Origin of the sequence: Vibrio sp. 10N.222.49.C12 (assembly GCF_041475025.1) — a bacterium.
Classification (GTDB): Bacteria; Pseudomonadota; Gammaproteobacteria; order Enterobacterales; family Vibrionaceae; genus Vibrio; species Vibrio crassostreae_C.
Window position 1 is genome coordinate 53,918 of record NZ_JBFRVF010000011.1, and the last position, 21,110, is coordinate 75,027.

17 protein-coding genes are annotated in these 21,110 nt (G+C 45.1%); 12 read left to right on the top strand and 5 right to left on the bottom strand.

All coding sequences use genetic code 11. The features are described from left to right. The first annotated feature begins 17 nt into the window (after positions 1-17). From prpB to AB4583_RS03745, 9 genes are all read left to right on the top strand, one after another. Positions 18-914: a methylisocitrate lyase gene (prpB, locus tag AB4583_RS03705; protein ID WP_017062292.1), complete on the top strand. Its 897-nt coding sequence runs from the start codon at positions 18-20 to the stop codon at positions 912-914. A gap of 146 nt (positions 915-1,060) precedes the next feature. Next, the gene (gene prpC, locus AB4583_RS03710) at positions 1,061-2,272 is read left to right on the top strand and encodes a 2-methylcitrate synthase (protein ID WP_372116475.1); all 1,212 of its coding nucleotides are present in this window, start codon (positions 1,061-1,063) and stop codon (positions 2,270-2,272) included. 101 nt (positions 2,273-2,373) lie between these two features. Further along, positions 2,374-5,010: a Fe/S-dependent 2-methylisocitrate dehydratase AcnD gene (gene acnD / locus AB4583_RS03715; RefSeq protein ID WP_017069364.1), complete on the top strand. Its 2,637-nt coding sequence runs from the start codon at positions 2,374-2,376 to the stop codon at positions 5,008-5,010. A 9-nt stretch (positions 5,011-5,019) separates the two neighbouring features. Continuing rightward, positions 5,020-6,192, top strand: a complete 1,173-nt coding sequence (prpF, locus tag AB4583_RS03720; RefSeq protein ID WP_017069365.1) for a 2-methylaconitate cis-trans isomerase PrpF — start codon at positions 5,020-5,022, stop codon at positions 6,190-6,192. 118 nt (positions 6,193-6,310) lie between these two features. After that, positions 6,311-8,215 carry a propionyl-CoA synthetase gene (locus tag AB4583_RS03725; protein ID WP_017063816.1) on the top strand — a complete coding sequence of 635 codons (1,905 nt, stop codon included), beginning with the start codon at positions 6,311-6,313 and terminating at the stop codon, positions 8,213-8,215. Positions 8,216-8,362: 147 nt separating this feature from the next. After that, positions 8,363-8,809, top strand: coding sequence for a hypothetical protein (locus AB4583_RS03730; RefSeq protein WP_372116477.1), 447 nt, complete (start codon positions 8,363-8,365; stop codon positions 8,807-8,809). 236 nt (positions 8,810-9,045) lie between these two features. Continuing rightward, positions 9,046-9,459 (top strand): glycine zipper domain-containing protein, encoded by a 414-nt coding sequence (locus AB4583_RS03735; RefSeq protein WP_372116479.1) that lies wholly within the window; start codon positions 9,046-9,048, stop codon positions 9,457-9,459. 215 nt (positions 9,460-9,674) lie between these two features. Continuing rightward, positions 9,675-10,154 carry a GNAT family N-acetyltransferase gene (locus tag AB4583_RS03740; RefSeq protein ID WP_017069368.1) on the top strand — a complete coding sequence of 160 codons (480 nt, stop codon included), beginning with the start codon at positions 9,675-9,677 and terminating at the stop codon, positions 10,152-10,154. Between the two features lie 86 nt (positions 10,155-10,240). Then, positions 10,241-11,653 carry an NUDIX domain-containing protein gene (locus AB4583_RS03745; RefSeq protein ID WP_372116480.1) on the top strand — a complete coding sequence of 471 codons (1,413 nt, stop codon included), beginning with the start codon at positions 10,241-10,243 and terminating at the stop codon, positions 11,651-11,653. Positions 11,654-11,753: 100 nt separating this feature from the next. Here the strand turns inward: AB4583_RS03745 and AB4583_RS03750 are convergent, their stop codons facing one another. Continuing rightward, positions 11,754-12,563, bottom strand: coding sequence for a Cof-type HAD-IIB family hydrolase (locus AB4583_RS03750; protein ID WP_017062301.1), 810 nt, complete (start codon positions 12,561-12,563; stop codon positions 11,754-11,756). Positions 12,564-12,765: 202 nt separating this feature from the next. Here AB4583_RS03750 and queE point away from each other — a divergent pair, with 202 nt between their 5' ends. Then, positions 12,766-13,416 (top strand): 7-carboxy-7-deazaguanine synthase QueE, encoded by a 651-nt coding sequence (gene queE, locus AB4583_RS03755; protein WP_017068031.1) that lies wholly within the window; start codon positions 12,766-12,768, stop codon positions 13,414-13,416. Positions 13,417-13,476: 60 nt separating this feature from the next. Continuing rightward, on the top strand, positions 13,477-14,172 hold the full coding sequence (gene queC / locus AB4583_RS03760) for a 7-cyano-7-deazaguanine synthase QueC (RefSeq protein WP_017063822.1): 696 nt from the start codon (positions 13,477-13,479) through the stop codon (positions 14,170-14,172). On the opposite strand, the gene AB4583_RS03765 is transcribed toward queC, so the two are convergent. From AB4583_RS03765 to AB4583_RS03780, 4 genes are all read right to left on the bottom strand, one after another. Further along, positions 14,132-16,159, bottom strand: a complete 2,028-nt coding sequence (locus tag AB4583_RS03765; protein ID WP_372051461.1) for a diguanylate cyclase — start codon at positions 16,157-16,159, stop codon at positions 14,132-14,134. The two genes, queC and AB4583_RS03765, sit on opposite strands and share 41 nt — an antisense overlap. 162 nt (positions 16,160-16,321) lie before the next feature. Then, complete coding sequence (locus tag AB4583_RS03770) at positions 16,322-16,672, bottom strand: DUF2750 domain-containing protein (protein ID WP_017062305.1); 351 nt, start codon at positions 16,670-16,672, stop codon at positions 16,322-16,324. Positions 16,673-16,807: 135 nt separating this feature from the next. After that, positions 16,808-17,425 carry an OmpA family protein gene (locus AB4583_RS03775; protein ID WP_017062306.1) on the bottom strand — a complete coding sequence of 206 codons (618 nt, stop codon included), beginning with the start codon at positions 17,423-17,425 and terminating at the stop codon, positions 16,808-16,810. Next, positions 17,425-18,690: a TolC family outer membrane protein gene (locus AB4583_RS03780; RefSeq protein WP_029235541.1), complete on the bottom strand. Its 1,266-nt coding sequence runs from the start codon at positions 18,688-18,690 to the stop codon at positions 17,425-17,427. Before AB4583_RS03780 ends, AB4583_RS03775 begins: the two co-directional genes overlap by 1 nt. A 442-nt stretch (positions 18,691-19,132) precedes the next feature. On the opposite strand from AB4583_RS03780, the gene AB4583_RS03785 reads away from it, so the two are divergent. Continuing rightward, positions 19,133-21,110: Ig-like domain-containing protein (locus AB4583_RS03785; RefSeq protein WP_372116483.1), on the top strand; the 1,978-nt coding region annotated here is incomplete at its 3' end.

Genomic DNA, 21,110 nt, shown 5'->3' on the forward strand with positions numbered 1-21,110 from the left:
TAACAGGGAGCGTCATTATGAAGTTATCAGCAGGAGCTAAGTTCCGACAAGCTGTGCAAGACAACGACCCATTGCAGATCGTCGGCACGGTCAATCCGTACTGCGCGATGATGGCAAAGAACTTGGGGCATCAGGCGATCTATTTGTCTGGCGGAGGCATCGCCAATGCGTCTTATGGGTTGCCTGATTTAGGCATCACCACATTGAACGATGTGTTGGTAGATGTTGAACGTATTACCAACGCGTGTGATCTGCCATTGCTGGTGGATATCGATACGGGATTTGGTGGCGCATTCAATATTGCACGTACGATTCGCGCTATGGAGAAGGCAGGCGCAGCAGCAATCCATATGGAAGACCAAGTGGCCCAGAAACGCTGTGGTCATCGACCAAATAAAGCGATTGTAAGTCAGCAAGAGATGGTCGATAGAGTCAAAGCGGCAACCGATGCTAGAACCGATGAAAGCTTTGTGATTATGGCACGTACGGATGCATTGGCGGTTGAAGGCATTGATAGCGCAATTGAGCGAGCGATAGCTTGTGTTGAAGCGGGCGCAGACATGATCTTCCCTGAGGCGATGAATCAACTCGATCAATACGTGAAGTTCTCGGCAGCGCTGAAATCAGCAACGGGCAAGCACGTGCCTATTCTTGCGAACATCACTGAATTTGGCCAAACACCACTCTACAGCTGTAACGAGTTAGCCCAATCAAGTGTCGACATGGTGCTTTATCCATTGAGTGCGTTCCGTGCGATGAACAAAGCGGCGGAGAATGTTTACAAGCACTTGCTAGTTGAAGGCAATCAAGAAGCTCTGTTGGATTCAATGCAAACCCGTAAGGAGCTTTACGAACACCTTAATTACCACGACTACGAGAACAAGCTTGATCAGTTGTTTTCAAGCGAAGGGTAAACCAGTTTCAATTAATCAAAAATCAACTTAATCCAATAACGTGAAATGGTTAGTCGCCAAATCCAGTACCGATGATAAAGATCATCGGGCATATAAATAGGCAGCACCAAAGAGTGCAGGCGGCTAACACAGAAAAGGAGTTCACCATGTCTGTATCTTTGAGTGATAAAGCCGTTGTCGAAAATGCTTCAAAAGTAGAGCAAAAAAGTGAAAAAACAGCAAACAAACCAGCCAGCGCACCGGCAATCGGTGGTGCTGGTCTACGTGGTCAAAGTGCAGGGTCGACTGCGCTATGTACGGTAGGAAAATCAGGAACGGGTTTAACTTACCGTGGCTATGACATTACCGATCTTGCTAACCACGCTCAGTTTGAAGAAGTGGCACATCTGCTATTAAGAGGCCATTTGCCCAATGAAAAAGAGCTAGACGATTACAAAACATTGTTGGTTGGTTTACGTGGTTTACCTCAACCTTTGAAAGCATTGTTGGAGCTTATTCCTGCAGACGCTCACCCAATGGATGTGATGAGAACGGGTTGTTCGATGCTAGGTAATCTAGAGCAAGAATCTGATTTTTCAGAACAATTGCCTGCGACTGAACGAATGCTCGCGCTTTTCCCTGCGATTATTTGTTACTGGTATCGCTTTAGCCATGATGGCGTGCGCATTGATACGGAAGATCAAAGCGAAGCATGTTTGGGTGGCTATTTCTTGAAGATGTTGACTGACAAAACGCCTAGTGAACTTCATAAGAAGGTGATGCACTGCTCGCTAACCCTTTACGCGGAACATGAGTTTAATGCCTCTACCTTTGCCGCTCGTGTTTGTGCGTCAACACTGTCGGATATTCATTCTTGTGTAACGGCTGCGATTGGCACACTAAGAGGCCCACTGCACGGTGGTGCGAATGAAGCGGCAATGGAAATGATCCAAGATTGGCAAACCGCCGATGAAGCCGAAACCAACATCATGCAGATGCTTGCTAACAAAGACAAAATCATGGGCTTCGGTCATGCCATTTATCGTGAGAGCGATCCACGAAACGCCTTAATCAAGCATTGGTCAAAAGAGCTAGCTCAAGAGGTGGGTGATAAACAGCTTTATGCCGTTTCAGAGCGTGTTGAAGCGGTTATGAAGCGCGAGAAAGGACTGTTCTGTAATGCTGACTTCTTCCATGCGTCGGCTTATCACTTCATGGACATCCCAACCAAACTGTTTACGCCAATCTTCGTGATGAGCCGCCTTACGGGTTGGACAGCACACGTGTTCGAACAAAGAGAAAACAATCGCATCATTCGTCCAAGTGCAGACTACACCGGGCCAGAGCATCAAGACTGGCTACCTATTCATCTACGTTAGCCCTCTATAACGAGCCGACTTATATCTTGAGGTGACTTCCGTCTTCATACGACAAGGCCTCAAGAAACAACGAATAGAATTTAACAGATAATGGTGGATGTATGTCTGATGTAAAACTTGAAAGAAACCAAGAGCTTGATGAAAACAAATATCGAAAGGTTTTACCGGGAACGGGTTTAGAATATTTCGACGCTTGCGAAGCGGTAGAAGCAATCTCCCCGGGCGCTTATAAAACCTTGCCTTATACGTCGCGAGTGTTGGCAGAGCAATTAGTAAGACGCTGTGATCCTGAAACCCTTGAAGACAGCTTAAAGCAGATCATTGAACGCAAGAGTGACTTAGATTTTCCTTGGTATCCTGCGCGAGTGGTGTGTCATGACATTCTAGGTCAGACCGCTTTAGTTGATTTAGCTGGCTTACGCGATGCAATTGCCGACCAAGGCGGAGACCCTGCCAAGGTGAACCCAGTGGTCGAAACTCAACTGATTGTTGATCACTCTTTGGCAGTAGAACATGCCGGGTTTGATAACGAAGCATTTGATAAAAACCGCGCGATTGAAGAGCGCAGAAACGAAGACCGTTTTCACTTTATCGAATGGTGTAAAACCGCGTTTAAAAACGTGAGTGTGATTCCTGCGGGTAATGGAATTATGCACCAGATTAACTTGGAGAAAATGTCTCCAGTGATTCAATCTAAAGAAGGCATCGCGTTTCCTGATACCTGTGTCGGCACCGACAGTCATACTCCTCATGTTGACGCTCTGGGTGTTATTGCAATTGGTGTGGGCGGCTTGGAAGCTGAGACAGTGATGCTCGGTCGTCCGTCAATGATGCGTTTGCCTGATATTGTCGGCGTTAAACTAACGGGTCAACGACAAGAAGGGATCACCGCAACGGATATTGTGCTTGCGATTACTGAGTTCCTTCGCAATGAGAGAGTGGTCTCAAGCTATTTGGAATTCTTCGGTGAAGGGGCTCGTGCTCTGACTATTGGTGACCGCGCAACGATATCTAACATGACGCCAGAATATGGTGCGACAGCGGGTATGTTCTATATCGATGAGCAGACTATTCAATACCTGAAACTCACTGGTCGAGAGCCTGAGCAGGTTGAACTAGTTGAACGCTACGCCAAGCAAACCGGGCTATGGGCTGACGATCTCGATTCTGCTCAATATGAGCGTGTACTTGAGTTTGACTTATCGAAGGTTGAGCGCAATCTTGCAGGGCCGTCTAACCCTCATCGCCGTTTGCCAACCAGAGAGCTGGCTGAACAAGGTATCAGTCAAACATCTTGGAAAGAGCAGCATGCTAAGCAGTACAGGGATGATCAGATGCCTGATGGTGCCGTAATCATCGCAGCGATTACCTCTTGTACTAACACCAGTAATCCAAGAAATGTGGTCGCCGCAGCATTGGTGGCTAAGAAAGCCAATCAACTTGGATTAGTTCGTAAGCCGTGGGTGAAAACATCATTTGCGCCGGGCTCTAAAGTTGCCAAGCTCTATCTTGAGTCGGCAGGTTTGCTACCTGAGCTGGAAAAGCTAGGCTTCGGTATCGTCGGCTATGCGTGTACTACCTGTAATGGTATGAGCGGAGCCCTAGATCCTGCTATCCAACAAGAGATCATCGACCGCGACCTGTATTCAACCGCTGTGTTGTCAGGGAATCGAAACTTTGATGGTCGAATCCATCCCTATGCCAAACAAGCGTATTTAGCCTCACCGCCATTGGTGGTTGCTTACGCGTTGGCTGGCACGATTCGCTTTGATATCGAGAAAGACAGCTTAGGCACCGACAACAATGGTAAGCCAATCTACTTAAGTGATTTATGGCCGAGTGATGCCGAGATCGATGCCGTTGTCGGTGAGCACGTTAAGCCTCAGCAATTCCAACAGATCTACGTAAAAATGTTCCAGCCAGACGAGGAGCAGGTGACGACTGAACCGCTTTATGACTGGCGACCTCAAAGTACCTATATCCGAAGACCACCTTATTGGGAAGGTGCTCTTGCGGGAGAACGAAGCCTATCTGGTATGAGACCTTTAGCTATTCTGGGTGACAATATCACTACAGATCACTTATCCCCTTCAAATGCGATTCTCGCTTCGAGCGCTGCGGGGGAATACCTCACCAAAATGGAAGTGCCGGAAGAGGATTTTAACTCTTACGCGACCCATCGAGGTGATCACTTAACCGCGCAACGAGCAACATTCGCCAACCCTACGCTGTATAACGAAATGGTTAAGGACGCTGGAGAAGTCGTGCAAGGTTCACTAGCAAGAGTTGAACCCGAAGGTCAAGTTACGCGAATGTGGGAAGCGATAGAAACCTACATGAACCGTAAACAGCCTTTGATTGTCGTGGCGGGTGCCGATTATGGACAAGGTTCATCACGTGACTGGGCAGCCAAAGGTGTGCGCTTAGCGGGTGTTGAAGTAATTGTGGCAGAAGGGTTTGAACGAATTCACAGAACCAACTTAGTTGGCATGGGCGTGTTGCCTTTGCAGTTTAAAGCGGGAACTAATCGCAACACCTTGCAACTCGACGGTACCGAGTTTTACGACGTTTACGGCGACATTGAAGCGGGTTCTGATTTGGCTCTAGTCATCACTCGTAAAAACGGTGACAAGCTGGATGTTCCTGTGACCTGCCGACTAGACACGGCAGACGAAGTGAATGTGTACAGCGCTGGTGGCGTATTGCAACGTTTCGCTAAAGACTTTCTCGCACAGTAGGAGCTTATGATGACAAATAAACAGATAAAAGTACCTGCTACCTACATGCGGGGCGGAACAAGCAAAGGCGTTTTCTTCAACTTAAGTGACTTACCTGAGGCTGCGCAAGTTGCCGGAGAAGCTCGAGACGCATTACTTCTGCGCGTGATTGGTAGTCCAGATCCTTATGGCAAACAAACCGATGGCATGGGTGGTGCAACATCCAGTACCAGTAAAACCGTTATTGTTTCGAAAAGTAGTAAAGCCGATCACGATGTTGATTACCTATTCGGCCAAGTAGCAATAGACAAGCCGTTCGTTGATTGGAGCGGTAACTGCGGCAATTTGTCTGCTGCAGTGGGCCCATTTGCTATTCATAGTGGCCTAGTCGACTCGAATCGTATTCCAGAAAACGGTGTGGTCGAGGTGCGAGTATGGCAAGTGAACATAGAGAAAACCATTATTGTTCATGTACCTATCGCTGGTGGCGAAGTTCAAGAGTTAGGTGATTTTGAACTCGACGGTGTGACTTTCCCCGCCGCTGAGATCCAAGTTGATTTCCTAGACCCCGCCGATGCGAGTGGCTCTATGTTCCCAACAGGGAATGTTGTCGATTTTTTAGATGTTCCCGATCTGGGTTGCATCAAAGCGACATACATTAATGCTGGGATACCCACCATTTTTGTTGATGCTGAATCGGTTGGCTACCAAGGCACTGAACTTCAATCAGATATCAATAGTGATACCAAAGCCTTGGCACTGTTTGAATCCATACGAGCACATGGTGCAGTAGCAATGGGTCTTATTGATTCTTTAGAACAAGCTGAATCACGTCAACATACACCTAAAGTCGCGTTTGTTGCTAAGCCTCAAGCGTACCAAGCTTCCAGTGGTAAATCGGTTGCTGTCGAAGATACAGACCTTCTGGTGCGTGCTTTGTCTATGGGGCAACTGCACCATGCCATGATGGGTACGGCTGCGGTTGCTATTGCTTCAGCGGCAAGTGTTCCTGGCACCTTAGTGAACTTGGCAGCCGGTGAGGGAAGTCGTGATTTCGTGACCTTTGGACACCCGTCAGGAACCTTAAAGGTAGGTGCGAAAGCGCTGCAGGCCGAAAGTGGGTGGAAAATAGAGAGGGCGATTATGAGTCGTAGTGCCCGAGTGATCATGGAAGGTGCTATTCGTGTGCCTTTTCCCAAGTAAAGCGATTGTCGTGAACGGTTAACTGTTCACGAATACAACGCTGAGAAAAGAGTGCACCCAAGTGAAACTGTTAAAAGCTAGTCGCTTGGACTAATGGATAAATCATGGAGGAGGCACTATGTCTGCTACGAATCGAATGACTAGAAAAACAGATTACATCACCGAGTATCAATGGGCGAGGGAAGACCCAAATTCGTTTTGGGAAACACAATCACAAGCGATAGATTGGTTTGAACCACCAAAAACGATATTACAAACTGACGATAACGGAATTGAGCGTTGGTTTCCTGATGGGGTGATGAACACCTGCTGGCTCGCGCTGGATTATCATTGTGAAAATGGGCGAGGTGACAATACCGCACTGATTTACGACTCTCCAGTTACAGGAACTCAATCCTCGTACACTTACAATCAATTGCGTAACCAAGTGGCTAAAGTCGCTGGTATGTTAGCCACGCAAGGCGTTACCAAAGGTGATCGTGTGGTGATCTACATGCCAATGATTCCTGAAGCGGCGATGGCAATGTTGGCCTGTGCACGACTAGGTGCGGTGCATTCGGTGGTGTTTGGTGGTTTTGCCCCTCATGAGCTTGCCGTTCGAATTGAAGATGCCGAGCCCAAGGTGTTGATTACTGCATCCTGCGGTGTCGAGATAAATAAAGTCCTGCCATATAAGCCGATGGTCGATCGCGCGATCATGGACAGCCGATGGAAGCCTGAGAAAGTGGTGGTATTCCAAAGAGAGCAGTCACTAGCCGAATTGAACAACGAACGCGATGTACTCTGGCAACAAGCCGTTGAGGATGCTTTGCCTCACGTATGTGTGCCTGTTCTAGCGACTGACCCACTATATATCTTGTATACATCAGGGACGACGGGTAAGCCAAAAGGCGTGGTGCGCGATAATGGTGGTCATGCGGTCGCGATGAAATACTCGATGAGCACTATCTACGATATGCCGCAAGATGGTGTGTTTTGGGCGGCTTCTGATGTCGGCTGGGTAGTGGGGCATTCCTATATTGTGTATGCGCCATTGATTCATGGTTGCACAACCATCTTGTTTGAAGGAAAGCCAGTCAGAACGCCAGATCCGGGGGCATTCTGGCGTGTGTGTGAAGAGTACAATGTCGATGTGTTATTTTCTGCGCCAACGGCATTTAGAGCTATCAAGAAAGAAGATCCTGAAGGCGAGTTACTCACCAAGTATGACTTATCATCGCTCAAGTCGATTTTTATGGCGGGAGAGCGTTTGGACCCGCCAACATTGGATTGGGTTGAGTCTCATACCAATAAACCGGTTATTGACCACTGGTGGCAAACCGAAACGGGTTGGGCTATTTCTGCCAATCCGACAGGGCTGGAATCTTTGCCAGTGAAAGCAGGTTCTTCAACTAAGCCTGTGCCCGGTTACCAAGTCGAGATTCTTAATGAATTGGGTGAAACGGCACAGCCTAATCAGCAAGGCTTTGTTGCACTCAAACGTCCACTACCACCCGGTTGTCTGCCAACGGTTTGGCGTAATCATGATCGATTTGAATCTGGCTATCTGAGCCAATTCCCAGGCTATTATGTTTCTGGGGACGGTGGCTATCTCGATGAAGATGGGTATCTATTTATTATGGGCCGTATCGACGATGTGATAAACGTAGCGGGACACCGTCTGTCGACTGGAGAAATGGAAGAGATCGTGGGTGGTCACCCAGCCATTGCAGAATGTGCGGTAGTCGGGATTCACGATGACTTGAAAGGACAACTTCCTTTAGGTCTAGTTGTGTTAAAAGATGGCGTAAAAGTCGATGGCATTGAGTTGCAAAGGGAATTGGTTGGCAAGGTTCGTAATGAGATCGGCGCGGTAGCTTGTTTTAAGCAAGCCTTGGTTGTTGAGAGGTTACCTAAGACACGCTCAGGTAAGATCTTACGTAGAACGATCCGGCAGATCGCAGAAGGTGAACAATATGTGGTGCCTTCAACTATTGACGACCCTACCAGCTTAACTGAAATTGCTGAAAAGCTCGGCAAATAGACGTCGCAGTTTAGGTAATCTCACCTTCGGCTTGTTGATTTATACATAATCCGGCGTGATGGTTTACCTAAACTCTACTTTATTCATCCGCTTATCCATTGCGTTTACTATGACCTCATTATGAATCCCACATATTGAGGTCTTTTTATGCGAGCTTACTTTTTGTTGATTGCTTTATTGGTCAGTGGTGCTGGTAGTGCCAGTATTTCAAAGGATGAAGCGAGTAGAGCGTTGTTAGAACCTTTGAGTCATCCCAAGGTATTTAAATGTGTATCAAAGACTGGTGTCGATCTCTATCAAGCGGTTTTTGATATTGGTGTGGGATATGAAGCCGACCCTATTAACTCGAAGATGATCGTTAATTCAAGGAAAGGCCGCTACGAATATCAAATCTTAGGCGCAGTAAGGTCTGAAAGAGCTGGTGAAATTGTCGTGTTAACTCGCCATGTGGGAGACGGTGTTAAAGTTGCGGCTATGATTGATGACGAAAATGGCAAGATACTGGGGATCGGCGATAAAAATCATTATCGAGATTGTGGTGTTAGGCCACCACCTAGCGTAGCAAACATGCAAAACTTTTGGTCTAAAGGCTAAGAGATATGTGAAAGGCAAGAATTATAGAGAAAGCGCGATTGAGGCGACCTTATTGGTCGCCTTTTTTGTTGGTGAGGATAAAGCGAGCTCAAAGCTATATATCATTAATCAGTTATGCGATGGCTGAATAATACATAGCTGAACATGATGTATCGTCTAAACGTGGCTTTATTTATCTTATTAACGGCTCTGCTTAAGATGGTTCTACTCAAAACGAAGAACTAAGCGAGACTCCTATGAAATTCACTAAACCTTTTCTTTTAGCGACACTGATTGTGACTCTTTCTGGTTGCGCATCACCAGCAATGGATAACGAAAATGAGAATGCCGCACGTAATCGTGGTGCGGTAGGTGGTGCTTTATTAGGAGCAACAGCCGGCGCTCTAACTGGAGATGCGAGTTTAGCCGTTAAGGGCGCTGCATTAGGTGGTGTGACCGGTGGTGTGACCGGTGGTGTTGCGGGTTCAATGAAAGATACGGACGATGCAAGAAACGCACAACGAACCCAAGTTACTGCTGATGGTCTAGCGCAAGACAATCGCACCGATGCAGAAAAGCGAGTTGCGGAAGTAGAGGCGGAAATTAAGCTTATTGAACTGGAACAACAGCTTGCTGATCTCAAAGAAGAGAAAGAAGATAACGGTGCATAAAGCTGAAGCTACAGCAAAAGCCGCAGCAAAAAACATAGCCTAGATATTCGTTTAATTGAAAATCATTCAAACAGAATGGCCACGTAATGTGGCCGTTTTTGTATCTAAAATACACACTTCAAACAATGAATTAATTCAATAACTTGTATAGATACTCACGCCAAGTAAACTAGACTCAGTTTAGATATTAATTTGGTTTGAGAAGCGCAATAGTCATGAATGTCATCTTAAGGGCTGCAAAGCATACGGATTTGGAACAACTTAACGAGTTAATGTTCGATCTCCACCATCACCACCACCTTGCTAGCCCAGAGCACTTTAAAACGGCAGAAGAGATTGAGCAGGAAAAAAGCATTGCACGATACTTGGATGACCCTGAATGTTTGGTTTATGTGGCATTAAAAGGAGAGCTCATTGTTGGCTTTATCTCTGGGCATTTTTGTGAGCTTATCTCAACGGTGAGTAAACCGGTGCCGATGGGGAGTGTCGATGAACTGTTTGTCTTGCCTGATTATCGAAAAGAATCGATTGCTGAAAAGTTGTTTAGCAAAGTTGAAGCGACTTTTGATGATTATGGGGTTGAACAAGTCTTTGTAGAGGTTTGGGACTTTAATTCACCTGCCAAGGACTTCTATCAAAAAATGGGGTTCACACCTCACATTCAATGGATGAGGAAGGCTTTGCACAAAACGTAGACAGCGATTTTGTGTGGCTTTGATTACAATAGTTCAACTGCAACAGCAGTCTTCAATATTCTTCTATTATTTTTTAGGTAAACTCGTTGGTTATTCGATATTTATTAGTTTTCATACTGTCTCTTTTGAGTACGACTTCCGCTTGGACAAACGACACTTTGCCCGATCATATCGCGGGCGCCTTGTGTGTAGTACGTGCTGATAACCAAATCGTGTTGGTTGATGAGTTGATCACCGGTCAATTGTCTCTACCGGGAGGCACTGTTGTTTCAGGTGAGCCGCCAGCCGTCGCGGCGCAACGTGAAACGTGGGAAGAGGCTGGTTTGTCGGTAACGGTCGGTGATGTGCTAGGTTATACCGACAGTGCCGTCGTGTTTGATTGTATTTCTGACTCTGAAGTGATCAGTTACAAGGCTCGAAATGAGTTAGGTGGCTTTGAGCTGCCGATTTGGTTTGCTCCTCATTATGGCGTGGAAGTCAGCCGAGCGATGTTACTTCCTCCTACTGAATTGCAAGATCACCAATACCGCTACCCAGAACAGTGGTCTGAGATTAACGAGCTGTTTTTATCTGCGACAGATCAACCGGTGACGTATGTGACTGAGCTGGTGGGCGCGGCACCCAAAGTCCATCAAGTTGAATTAAATTGGATTGTGTCACTTCAAAACACGTTCGATAAGATGCCAAGCGTATTTGCGAATACTGTGCTTTTGACTGACTTGTTGGCCAAGCCATGGGTCTTCATTGTGATATTGCCGTTAATTGCTTGGTACTTTGGCCGTAACTTCGCGTTGAAGTTTGGCTTCACTTTGATCTCGGTGACACTACTTACTTTAATCGCGCACCAAGGTTTTGGTTTTCCACGTCCACACGCTTACATGCCAACATTGAAACTGGTGATGAGCAGTGGGTATAGTTTTCCAAGTCTGTTGGCTGCCTTGTGGGTCAGTTTAACCTTGTTAGTCTTTTGGAAACTAAAGCGCCTCTTGGAGCAAAAAGCCATTCTGGTAGTGCTCGCTGGCCTGCTGTGGATCATGCTATTTAAGTCTTATTCAGGTAGTGCGTTTTTTAGTGATGTATTAATGGGTGGCGTATTAGGCGCTTTAACGACGTGGCATATCGTGAGATTAGACGCGAAACCGGATGTTGATATTAGCGCCTTATTGAGTTCTAAAGGTGTTTGGTGGGCATTGTGCTTACTGTCGATTGTTCTGACGGTGATATGGCCACTGCCAACATTCTCATTCTGGGTGGCGATTTTGATGACGATTGCATGCCTAGTGACGTTAACAGACTCGAAACCTTTGGTTGGTCAGTTCTCATTCAAGATCGTTCTTGGAGTGATGGCGATGTTGTTAGCGGGAAATCTGCTGATTAGCTGGGCTGGAAGCTTTGTCTCTTTCAGCGGTATTGCTTCATTTATTGTTGAAACGTTACGTTTCCCAATCTTGATTCTGTTTGGTGTGGTGGCATTTCGTCTGCCATGGAAAAGAGAGTAAGCGACTCGACTAACACAAAATCAAAAAGGCTGTGCAGTGCACAGCCTTTGTCATTTCTGAAACAAGCAAAAAGTAATTCTTATTAGAACCTGTTGAGCGTTTATGAGTTGAAGATAAACTTCTCAATCGCGACCGCTACACCATGGTCGTCGTTGCTAGCTGTGATGTGATCCGCCAGTTTCTTGGTTTCTTCCATTGCGTTTTCCATTGCAATGCCAAGGCCTGCGTATTCAAGCATATGGTGATCGTTTTCAGCATCACCCATGCAGATGACTTCTTCCGCTTTAATGCCTAAGTGTTTCGCTATCGCTTCAATACCGACACCCTTGTTTGATTTCGGGTTTAGGAACTCTAAGAAGAATGGTGCACTTTGTACGATAGTAAACTGAGTCTTAAGCTCTTGTGGCAACTTACCGATGATTTCAGTCAGCTTGCTTGGTTCAGCGACAATCATAGTTTTGATGATTTCGTGGTCATCTTCTAGTTGAGAAAAGTCGAACTCGGTTATATCTAAGCAATTAATACGCGCTTCAATACCAGTGTACTCATTGTTCTCAGGTGTGATTAAGCCGTGGATCTTGCTGAAAGCATGGACATAACCACCAAGCTGTTCAGCGAGGGCAGCAATCTCTTTTGCGGCTTTACCGTTGCTGATCTCACTGTGAATGATCTCTTTTGTCGATACGTTCTGAACCATAGAGCCGTTGTAGAAGAGTACAAAGTCATCTTCGCCGTCAATCGAAAGCTCATCTAATTTGCTTTGCATGCCTTCTAAAGGGCGACCAGAAGCGAGAACTACTTTCACACCTGCAGCTCGTGCTTTGGCGATTGCGTCTTTGTTCTCTTGAGAAATCACTTTTTCACTGTTGAGTAGTGTGCCATCCATATCAAGAGCAATCAGTTTGTACATGTTGTTCCTTACTAAAAAATTAAAAGCTAACGAAATCTATGGGCGAAAGGATAAGGGAACTTGAAAGTTCAGGCTAGGGCTTTGATCAACTCATTTATCAGTACTCATTTGTTTGACCAAAAGGGGGAAGTGCTTTAAGGTCTGCGGTTGATTAATTTCATCAAATGATTGAGCTGAGGGAAAGTTGTACAAGATTAATGAAATGTTTGAAACCATTCAGGGTGAGGGCGTGTTTACTGGCGTTCCCGCTGTTTTTGTTCGTCTGCAAATTTGCCCAGTGGGCTGTTCTTGGTGTGATACCAAGCAGACCTGGGAAGCGTTGCCAGAAGAGGAAACCAGCCTTGGCGATATTATGGTTAAGACAGAAGATTCACCTACTTGGTCAGCAATCGATGCTCAAGGAATCGTGAATGAATATATCAAGCAAGGTTACACTGCTAAGCACATTGTGATTACTGGTGGTGAGCCATGCATTTATGATCTTGTTCCTCTTACTGAAGCGTTTGAGCAGCACGGTTGTCGCTGTCAGATTGAGACTAGCGGAACATCAGAAGTTAAAGCCACACCGGACACTTGGGTTACGGTGTCACCGAAAGTGGCGATGAAAGCCAAATTGGATATCCTTGATAGCGCACTCGTTCGTGCGAATGAAATCAAGCACCCTGTTGGTACAGGTAAAGATATCGAGCAACTAGATGCTCTTATTGCTAGAGCCGATGTTCCTGAAAATACAGTCATTGCACTTCAACCTATTAGCCAAAAAGAACGTGCAACGCAACTGTGTATTGATACTTGTATTGAACGTAACTGGCGTTTATCTATTCAAACTCACAAATATTTGAGCATCGCGTAGGTTGCATTTGTTTACTGGTCTAGATAAGTCGCTAGTAGAAGATTCTCGTAAGGATTTAAGATGAAAAAAGCAGTCGTAGTATTCAGTGGTGGTCAAGACTCAACAACGTGTCTTGTTCAAGCTTTAAAAGAGTATGATGAAGTTCATGCGATTACGTTTGATTATGGTCAGCGCCATAGACTCGAGATTGAAGTTGCTGAGTCATTGTCGAAAGAGCTTGGTGTGAAAGCGCACAAAGTGATGGATGTGACTCTGTTGAATGAACTGGCTATCAGCTCTTTGACTCGTGACGATATTCCTGTGTCTCATGAGCTGCAAGAGAATGGGCTGCCGAATTCATTCGTTCCTGGTCGTAATATTCTATTTCTGACTCTAGCGGGTATTTACGCTTACCAAATCGGTGCTGAAACCGTGATTACAGGTGTGTGTGAAACAGACTTTTCTGGTTACCCTGATTGTCGTAATGACTTTGTGAAGGCGATGAACTCTGCACTTGTACAAGGTATGGACAAGCAGCTTGATATCAAAACACCGCTAATGTGGTTAAACAAGGCTGAGACATGGGCGCTAGCAGACCAGTACTCAGCACTTGAACTTGTTAGAAACAAAACACTGACTTGTTACAACGGCATTGTTGGTGATGGCTGTGGCGATTGTCCGGCATGTGAACTGCGTAAAGTTGGCCTTAACGATTACCTCGGTGATCGCGAAAGCATCATGGCTGAGTTGGTTCGCAAACAGGCTGAGAATAAATAATTTCAGGTAAATCAATCGGTTCGTTATATGCATCAATAATGCAGTTTCGGCCGTTGCTTTTGGCTTGATAGAGTGCTTGGTCGAGCACTGAATACAAGTCATCAAAGTCACTTAATGCGTTTGAGGTTGCTAGATAAGCAAAACTCGCGGTCACATTAAGTGACTTTTTGCTTTCTGATAAAAAGACAGTGCTTGAAATGGCGTAGTGCAACTCTTCAACGCGTTCTCGTACCTCTGCTGGTGGGGTATCGGTTAACATGATGACAAATTCTTCACCCCCTAAGCGACCAAACAATTCACCATTCACTAAGTGTTTTCTAATTTGATCACTAATATGGACCAGTGCCCGATCACCAGTAGGGTGCCCATGCTCATCATTAATCTTCTTAAACTTATCTAGATCGAGCAGCACGAGCACATGCTGTTTGTCCGTCCCTTTACAGCGTTTCACTCTTTTGATTCTTCGAATTATCTCAGTTCGGCTATATGCTTTCGTTAAGCCATCAATTGCTGCTTTTGCGCGAACCGTTTTGTTTATCAATACCGTGAAGCTTGCAGCGCAAAGCAACAGAATAACAACGATGTTGTACATCCATCTTTGATGTTCCATTTTTTCAATTTGAACGCGGTCGAGTTTCGTCTGATGTGTCAGGAAAGAGCTTTCTAGTTCTTGTTCATATTTGGCGTGCGTCAGGCCGAGCGCTTCGAGTGCGAGTCGATTGTCGATATCTCTAGCTTCCATTTGTATTGACGAGTATCGCTGGTAGAAATAGAAAGCTTGTTGGTAATCGCTGAGTGATTGATGAATATCAGAAAGCTGAAGAAGTGACTGCGCGATGTATTTATGCCTTGTGACTTGTTCAGCTAATTCTAGCGCTTGTTGAGCATAGTTGAGTGCTTCCGTTGGCAGTTTCTGTTCTTCGAACATATCGCTGATCGCCAAGTAAGCATTGATGCGAATGACATCATTGCTCAGTTCGCTCGAAGCTGAAAGAGACTCAATTAGGTAGGTTCTCGCCACATCATAGTTTTTCGTTTGAGTGTACGCTTTTCCTAAGCCAAGACTTGTGAGTGCAATACCGTAGCTATGCGACGTTGAGCTCAGCAGTGTTCTTGCTGTCTGAAAGTGGTGAATTGCTAGTTCACTTTGCTCTTGGTTAAGGTAGAGATCCGCAAGGCTGTGATGCACTTGTGCTTTCATTAAATCTGAAGCGTTTACTCTGAGAATGAGAGCTTGCTCTAGATACTCCGCCGATTTTTCATATTGCTTTAATTCTTTGAGCAAGTTACCCACATCGTTGTAAACCCCTGAAATATCATGCCCTTGTGGAAACACGTTTATTAGTGATAGGTAGGTGTCTAGTGCAGCTTGATAGTCACTGCGGAAATGATGATTGTTCGCGATGACTCGATAAGTCCCGAATTTTGGTAATACAGGGTCAGCGATGTCATGTAAATCTGACTGAAGGGCAGAGCAGTAATAGTTCGCTTGATGGTATTTAGCTTGCTCGTTAAGCGATCGGCATAGCTGGTACTCTAGTAAGGCTTTACCAGTTAAATCACTGCGAGATTGCATTTTCGCCAAAAGTGTTAGAAAGCCTTGTTGTGCTTGTTCATATTGGCCTTTGCCGTCTTTCCTCAGAGCAGAAATAAACGCTGTTTCTATCGCTTGGTAGTCATTGTCGTTTGAAGCGATTCCGTAGAACGGCTGATCTCGGTGGCTCATGTATTGATACAGAAGAGACGCAAGGTAAAGCTTATCTCCATAAACCGTTGAGCCGATGTAGCGTGTTTGCAGCATGTTTAATGCGCGCTCAGGAGAGTGGTTTAAAGTAGAGAGATAAAGCGCGTTCCAATCAGCATTTGGAGTAGAGCTTAGATTGGAGGTATAGACTGGTGAATTGTGGTCACGATCTGATGTTGATACTTGGCTATAAGAACAAAAGCTAATGAATAGTAGAAAGGTAACAAAAACGAAGTGATTCACAAGAGACGATCAATCAGATAAAGAACGATATTCTATTGTTAGTTTGATGTTGCTTCAAATTTTGAATGGTGCGACTACGTGGTTATGCGAGGTAGGTCTCTAATTTATTGATACTAATCAGAGGTATATCGGTCGCGCGAATCGTGCGACCGATATCGGAAATTAGATGTATAATTTCGCTAGGTCAGAAGGCTCAAGTTCTTTGCCTTCTAATGTTGCATTCCAGTTAGTACCAACAAGAACGCCGTCTTCAGCAAGAGTCAGTAACCAATCTTCTACAAAGATATCTAGTGGAATTTCTAATACTTCGAAGTCAGCCCACTCTTCAACGTTGTGAGTTTGAGCATCTTCTTTTGAAGACCAGAATGGCATCACTTCGCTGTTTTCGAATTCACTTGAGTCACATGCTAGCCAACCTTCTTCGTTGCGAAGGCCCCATACCAGTTTAGTTTCTTGTGTTTCAGAAACGAAAAGTTCTAGATTTGCTTGAGTATCAGCTGTTAGTTTGCTCATGGATTAATTCTCTATGTTGATAACGTGGCAAGATTAACATTATAGACGGCTTAGGTATATGCTATTCAAGGAATTATCACCATACCGAAACGTTAACTTAAGATAACGTTTCAGTATGGTAAAAGCTGGGTACGCCTACTTTTTAATTTTGGTGAAGATGTGCCATTCTTCTTTGATATTACCCTTAAATCCAACAACGGAAGCAACAACTTTTCGATGTAGTGCGTGATTGATTTGGGTGTCATCACTGCTGAATTCAGAATCACCATGACCTACGATGCTGACTCTAGATGGCTGAATACCGTTGCTAATTAGCGCTCGTCTTACATGTGATGCACGTTCTTTCGAAAGCTTTAGGTTATGTTCCGCGTTACCTACTTTGCTGGCATAACCTTGCAATTCAATGCTGGTACTTTCGTAGCGCTTTAAAAATGCCGCCATTTGGCGTATCTGCCCTAGAAAGACAGGGTTTATTTCCGTTGAATTATTAGCGAAGAGTATATGCAGCTCTTTCTTTTCCGATGACTCGAAATATGATCCACAACCGTCGTTATCGATCTCGGCACCAATTTGTGTATCGGGACATAAATCTCGCGCGTTTATTACACCGTCATTGTCATCATCTTGAAGATCGTAAATTTGAGTGACCGGCGGTAGAGCGCGATATTCGAATTCATCTTCGTTGTTTTCAGCTAAAGCATTGGCAGATACAACCATGAAGCAAAGCGATAATACTGTGTTGGTAAGCTTCATTAATATTCCACCTTTTCATTCCATTCTTCTGGGATCTCAACTCGTAAACCGATGAGTAGGTTACCAGTTGCGTTCATTACGCGATATTTTGCGTATTGCTCGTCATACTTAGCATCTAAATAGCCTTTACGAGCTTCGAATAATTCATTCTCAGTGTTAAGTAAGTCGAGAAGGGTACGTTTACCGATACGGTATTGTTTCTCATATGAGATTACCGTGTCTGATGCCGAGTCTACGTGGTCAGATAGGAACTCTTTTTGCTGAACCGTTAAATCAAGTGCGCTCCATGATAGACGTAGACTCTCTTCTACATTGCGGTAAGTACTTTCGCGAAGGTCCTTGGCTTTGTTGAGTTGGTAGGCTGCACTTTCTGTGCGGTCTTGATCCGAACCACCATTGTAAAGGTTGTATCTTAAACGAACCATGGCAGAAAACTCATCGCTGCTGCCTTCTGTACCACCGGCGTCATCACGCCAAGTTTGAGCGGCTTCAAAAGAAACAGTCGGGTAGTTGGTACTCTTAGATTGTTTGTATTGGAACTTCGCTGAGTCAACATCGGCTTGTGCAATCTTAATGACTGGATGCTGGTTAAACGCTTTTGCCAACGCACCATCAACGGTATAAGGAATTGCACCCGCATCTGCGCGAGGGAAAGTTAACCCTAAAGGAGATTGACCAACAAGTCTTTTAAACTGAGTATGCGTATCAAAAAGGTTGTTTTGAGCAGCAAGCAAATTCCCGTGCGCTTTCGCAATACGAGCTTCAACTTGTGACATATCTGCGGTTGAACCAATACCTGATTCCACGCGCTTACGAATATCGTTATATATCTCTTTGTGCGTCGCTAAGTTACTTTCTGAAAGAGAAAGCACTTCATAGGCTTTCACTGCATCAAGATAAACCTTTGTTACTTCTAAAGCGATGTCTTGCGCGTTAGATAGTAGTTGATAGCGCACGGACTCTGCATCAGCCGCAGTACGGTCAATATCATTGGATGTATTAGCGCCATCCCATATTAACTGGGTCAAGGTGATAGTTGCTTCTTTTCTAGTCAGATCGGTAGTGCCAGGGTTGGTTGCAAGATCTGTATGTTCATAACCAATCCCACCATCTAGGTCTATACTTGGTCGATAAGCACCACCAGAAGCGTCGTTAAGATAACGCTTACTGATATATTCGTTATAAGCACTTTTGATTTCAGGGTTGCTTTCCAACGTAGAAGCGACAGCTTGCTCTAAGGTTTGTGCTGTAGCTGGAAAGGTCAGTGCTATAGATAGCCCTATGGTCGTCGTTTGAATCCTGTTCAATTTGCATCTCTCCAAAATGAATCACACCTGAGTCTTAATTTTGCACGATAATATACAAAATTCAGATGAACCGCCAAAAAATTTACGATCGCTACAATTGGTGCTCGTAAATGGTTGTAAAGTTGTTAGCCGATCGCTGTGCGTATTGTGATGTTTTGATGCACTTTGAACCCTATTAATATGTCAATTATTTTTCGTTAGCACAATAACTTATGTAAAATTTGAGAGCGCTTTCGATATTGATGTATGTGACCGTTGTCATCATGGTGTATACGAACTTGTTAAAATATGCATTCATAACTATGAATTATATAGTGTTAGGTGTTATATTTTGTCTAATATTATAAATACAATGTCACTATTTTGACGTTTTGATTGAAAATGGGTTTTAGGGGTTTATATGGACATGACAGTATTGAATGTGAGCGGTGCACTGGCACTTGGTCAACGCATTGTTGTTTCGGTAGATGGTACAATTAAAGTCCTAGAAGACGGCCAGCCATTACAAGCAGGGGATGTCATTCTTGAATCCCAGAGCGAAAACTCTGAATCTCCAATTTCAGTCAAGCGTTTTTCGCCTGAAGATGGCGGTGAAGTTGAACTAGACCAAGACATTGCAAATATCTTTGCGGCTTTAGAAGAAGGTCAGGATCCGACGGAGCTAGGCGAAGAATTTGCAACGGCAGCTGGTGAAAGTGGTTCAAGCCTAGTAAGTAGCGGGACTATTGAGCGCGACGGTGAAGAAACCATTCCAGGTACTGAATTTGTAACGACGGGCTTTGAAGCGCTGGGAATGTCTCGTACTCAAAGCTTGAGTCTTCTTGATGCTTTCCGTTCGGTTGACCAACCGGATAGCCTAGGCACAGACAGCGAGACCATAGTTGACACAACAGCGCCAGATGCGCCAACACTGACACTTGATACGGACTCTGGCTCAGCGGCGGATGACTTCTTAACCAACGACGGCAGCTTCACAGTCGGCGGCACAGAAGAGGGTGCGACAGTCGAATACCTCGTTGACGGAAACTGGACGACAACCGCACCCGTACCAACGGAAGGTGACAACACGATCACAGTTCGTCAAACCGACGCAGCGGGTAATACATCAGGCAGCAGCGAGCTGACGTTCACTCTAGACACAACAGCGCCAGATGCGCCAACACTGACACTGGATACGGACTCTGGCTCAGCAGCGGATGACTTCTTAACCAACGACGGCAGCTTCACAGTCGATGGCACCGAAGATGGCGCGACAGTCGAATACCTTGTTGACGGAAACTGGACGACAACGGCTCCAGTACCAACGGAAGGTGACAACACGATCACCGTTCGTCAAACCGACGCAGCGGGTAATACCTCAGGCAGCTCAACGCTGACGTTCACTCTTGATACACAGGCAGAATCAGGAAATGTGATCGTAGATAGCATTACATCAGATGATGTTGTTACTGAGACTGAAAAAGAGCAAACAATTTTTGTTACAGGTACTGCTACCGGTGGAGACATACAACCTAACGACGTCGTAACTGCTGTCATCAATGGAGCGACATATACTAGTGTTGTAAAAGAGAATGGTATTTGGGAACTAAGTGTTAATGGTGAGGACCTAGCAGAAGACACCGAGTTCACTGTTTCTGTTAGTTCAACCGATAGCGCAGGAAACAGTGTTTCAAGCTCAGGAACTTCTACTCATATTTATGACTCGACTCCGGTTAATGTAAACATAGATATTGATCCGATTACTGAAGACTCAGTCATTAACGCAACTGAAGCTCAAGGGACGGTTACGATTACAGGTTCTATTACTGGTGAGGATTACGTTTCTGGAACAGTAACACTGAACATCAATGGCGTTGTGTATACAGGCCAAGTAATCGACGGGAAATATAGCATTGACGTCAATGGGTCTGACCTAAACTCTGATAGCGATAACATCGTCGATGCGAAGGTAGATGTAGTAAATGAAGCTGGAAATGTTGGCTCGGCTACTTCGACAGAGTTCTATCTAGTTGATTTAGCTGCTAGAGGAACGATCTTTATTGAATCCATCACTGACGACAATGTTATCAATCAAAGTGAAAGCGAAAGTACCGTTTCAGTTAAAGGTACTGTTGGAAGAGATGCGGATACTGGTGACCAGGTATCAGTCGTAGTAAATGGTGTGACTTATCTGACTGTTGTCCAAAGTGATAAAACATGGAGTGTAGATGTTCAGGGCAGTGATCTTGTAGCTGATAATTCAGTGACAGCTACTGTTACCGGACAAGATTGGGTTGGGAATGAGTTTAGTTCTAGCACCGACAAAACATACTCAATTGATATGGTTATACCGACAATCGACTTGACGACCGTAGGCGACGGCAACATCAGTGTTGACG

Excerpts from the sequence above, each read along its gene's own strand:
- prpF (WP_017069365.1), top strand. The coding sequence starts at position 5,020 with ATGACAAATAAACAGATAAAAGTACCTGCTACCTACATGCGGGGCGGA.
- queC (WP_017063822.1), top strand. The coding sequence starts at position 13,477 with ATGAAAAAAGCAGTCGTAGTATTCAGTGGTGGTCAAGACTCAACAACG.
- AB4583_RS03725 (WP_017063816.1), top strand. The coding sequence starts at position 6,311 with ATGTCTGCTACGAATCGAATGACTAGAAAAACAGATTACATCACCGAG.
- prpC (WP_372116475.1), top strand. The coding sequence starts at position 1,061 with ATGTCTGTATCTTTGAGTGATAAAGCCGTTGTCGAAAATGCTTCAAAA.
- AB4583_RS03740 (WP_017069368.1), top strand. The coding sequence starts at position 9,675 with ATGAATGTCATCTTAAGGGCTGCAAAGCATACGGATTTGGAACAACTT.
- AB4583_RS03750 (WP_017062301.1), bottom strand. The coding sequence starts at position 12,563 with ATGTACAAACTGATTGCTCTTGATATGGATGGCACACTACTCAACAGT.
- prpB (WP_017062292.1), top strand. The coding sequence starts at position 18 with ATGAAGTTATCAGCAGGAGCTAAGTTCCGACAAGCTGTGCAAGACAAC.
- AB4583_RS03775 (WP_017062306.1), bottom strand. The coding sequence starts at position 17,425 with ATGAAGCTTACCAACACAGTATTATCGCTTTGCTTCATGGTTGTATCT.
- AB4583_RS03735 (WP_372116479.1), top strand. The coding sequence starts at position 9,046 with ATGAAATTCACTAAACCTTTTCTTTTAGCGACACTGATTGTGACTCTT.
- AB4583_RS03730 (WP_372116477.1), top strand. The coding sequence starts at position 8,363 with ATGCGAGCTTACTTTTTGTTGATTGCTTTATTGGTCAGTGGTGCTGGT.
- acnD (WP_017069364.1), top strand. The coding sequence starts at position 2,374 with ATGTCTGATGTAAAACTTGAAAGAAACCAAGAGCTTGATGAAAACAAA.
- AB4583_RS03770 (WP_017062305.1), bottom strand. The coding sequence starts at position 16,672 with ATGAGCAAACTAACAGCTGATACTCAAGCAAATCTAGAACTTTTCGTT.
- queE (WP_017068031.1), top strand. The coding sequence starts at position 12,766 with ATGTTTGAAACCATTCAGGGTGAGGGCGTGTTTACTGGCGTTCCCGCT.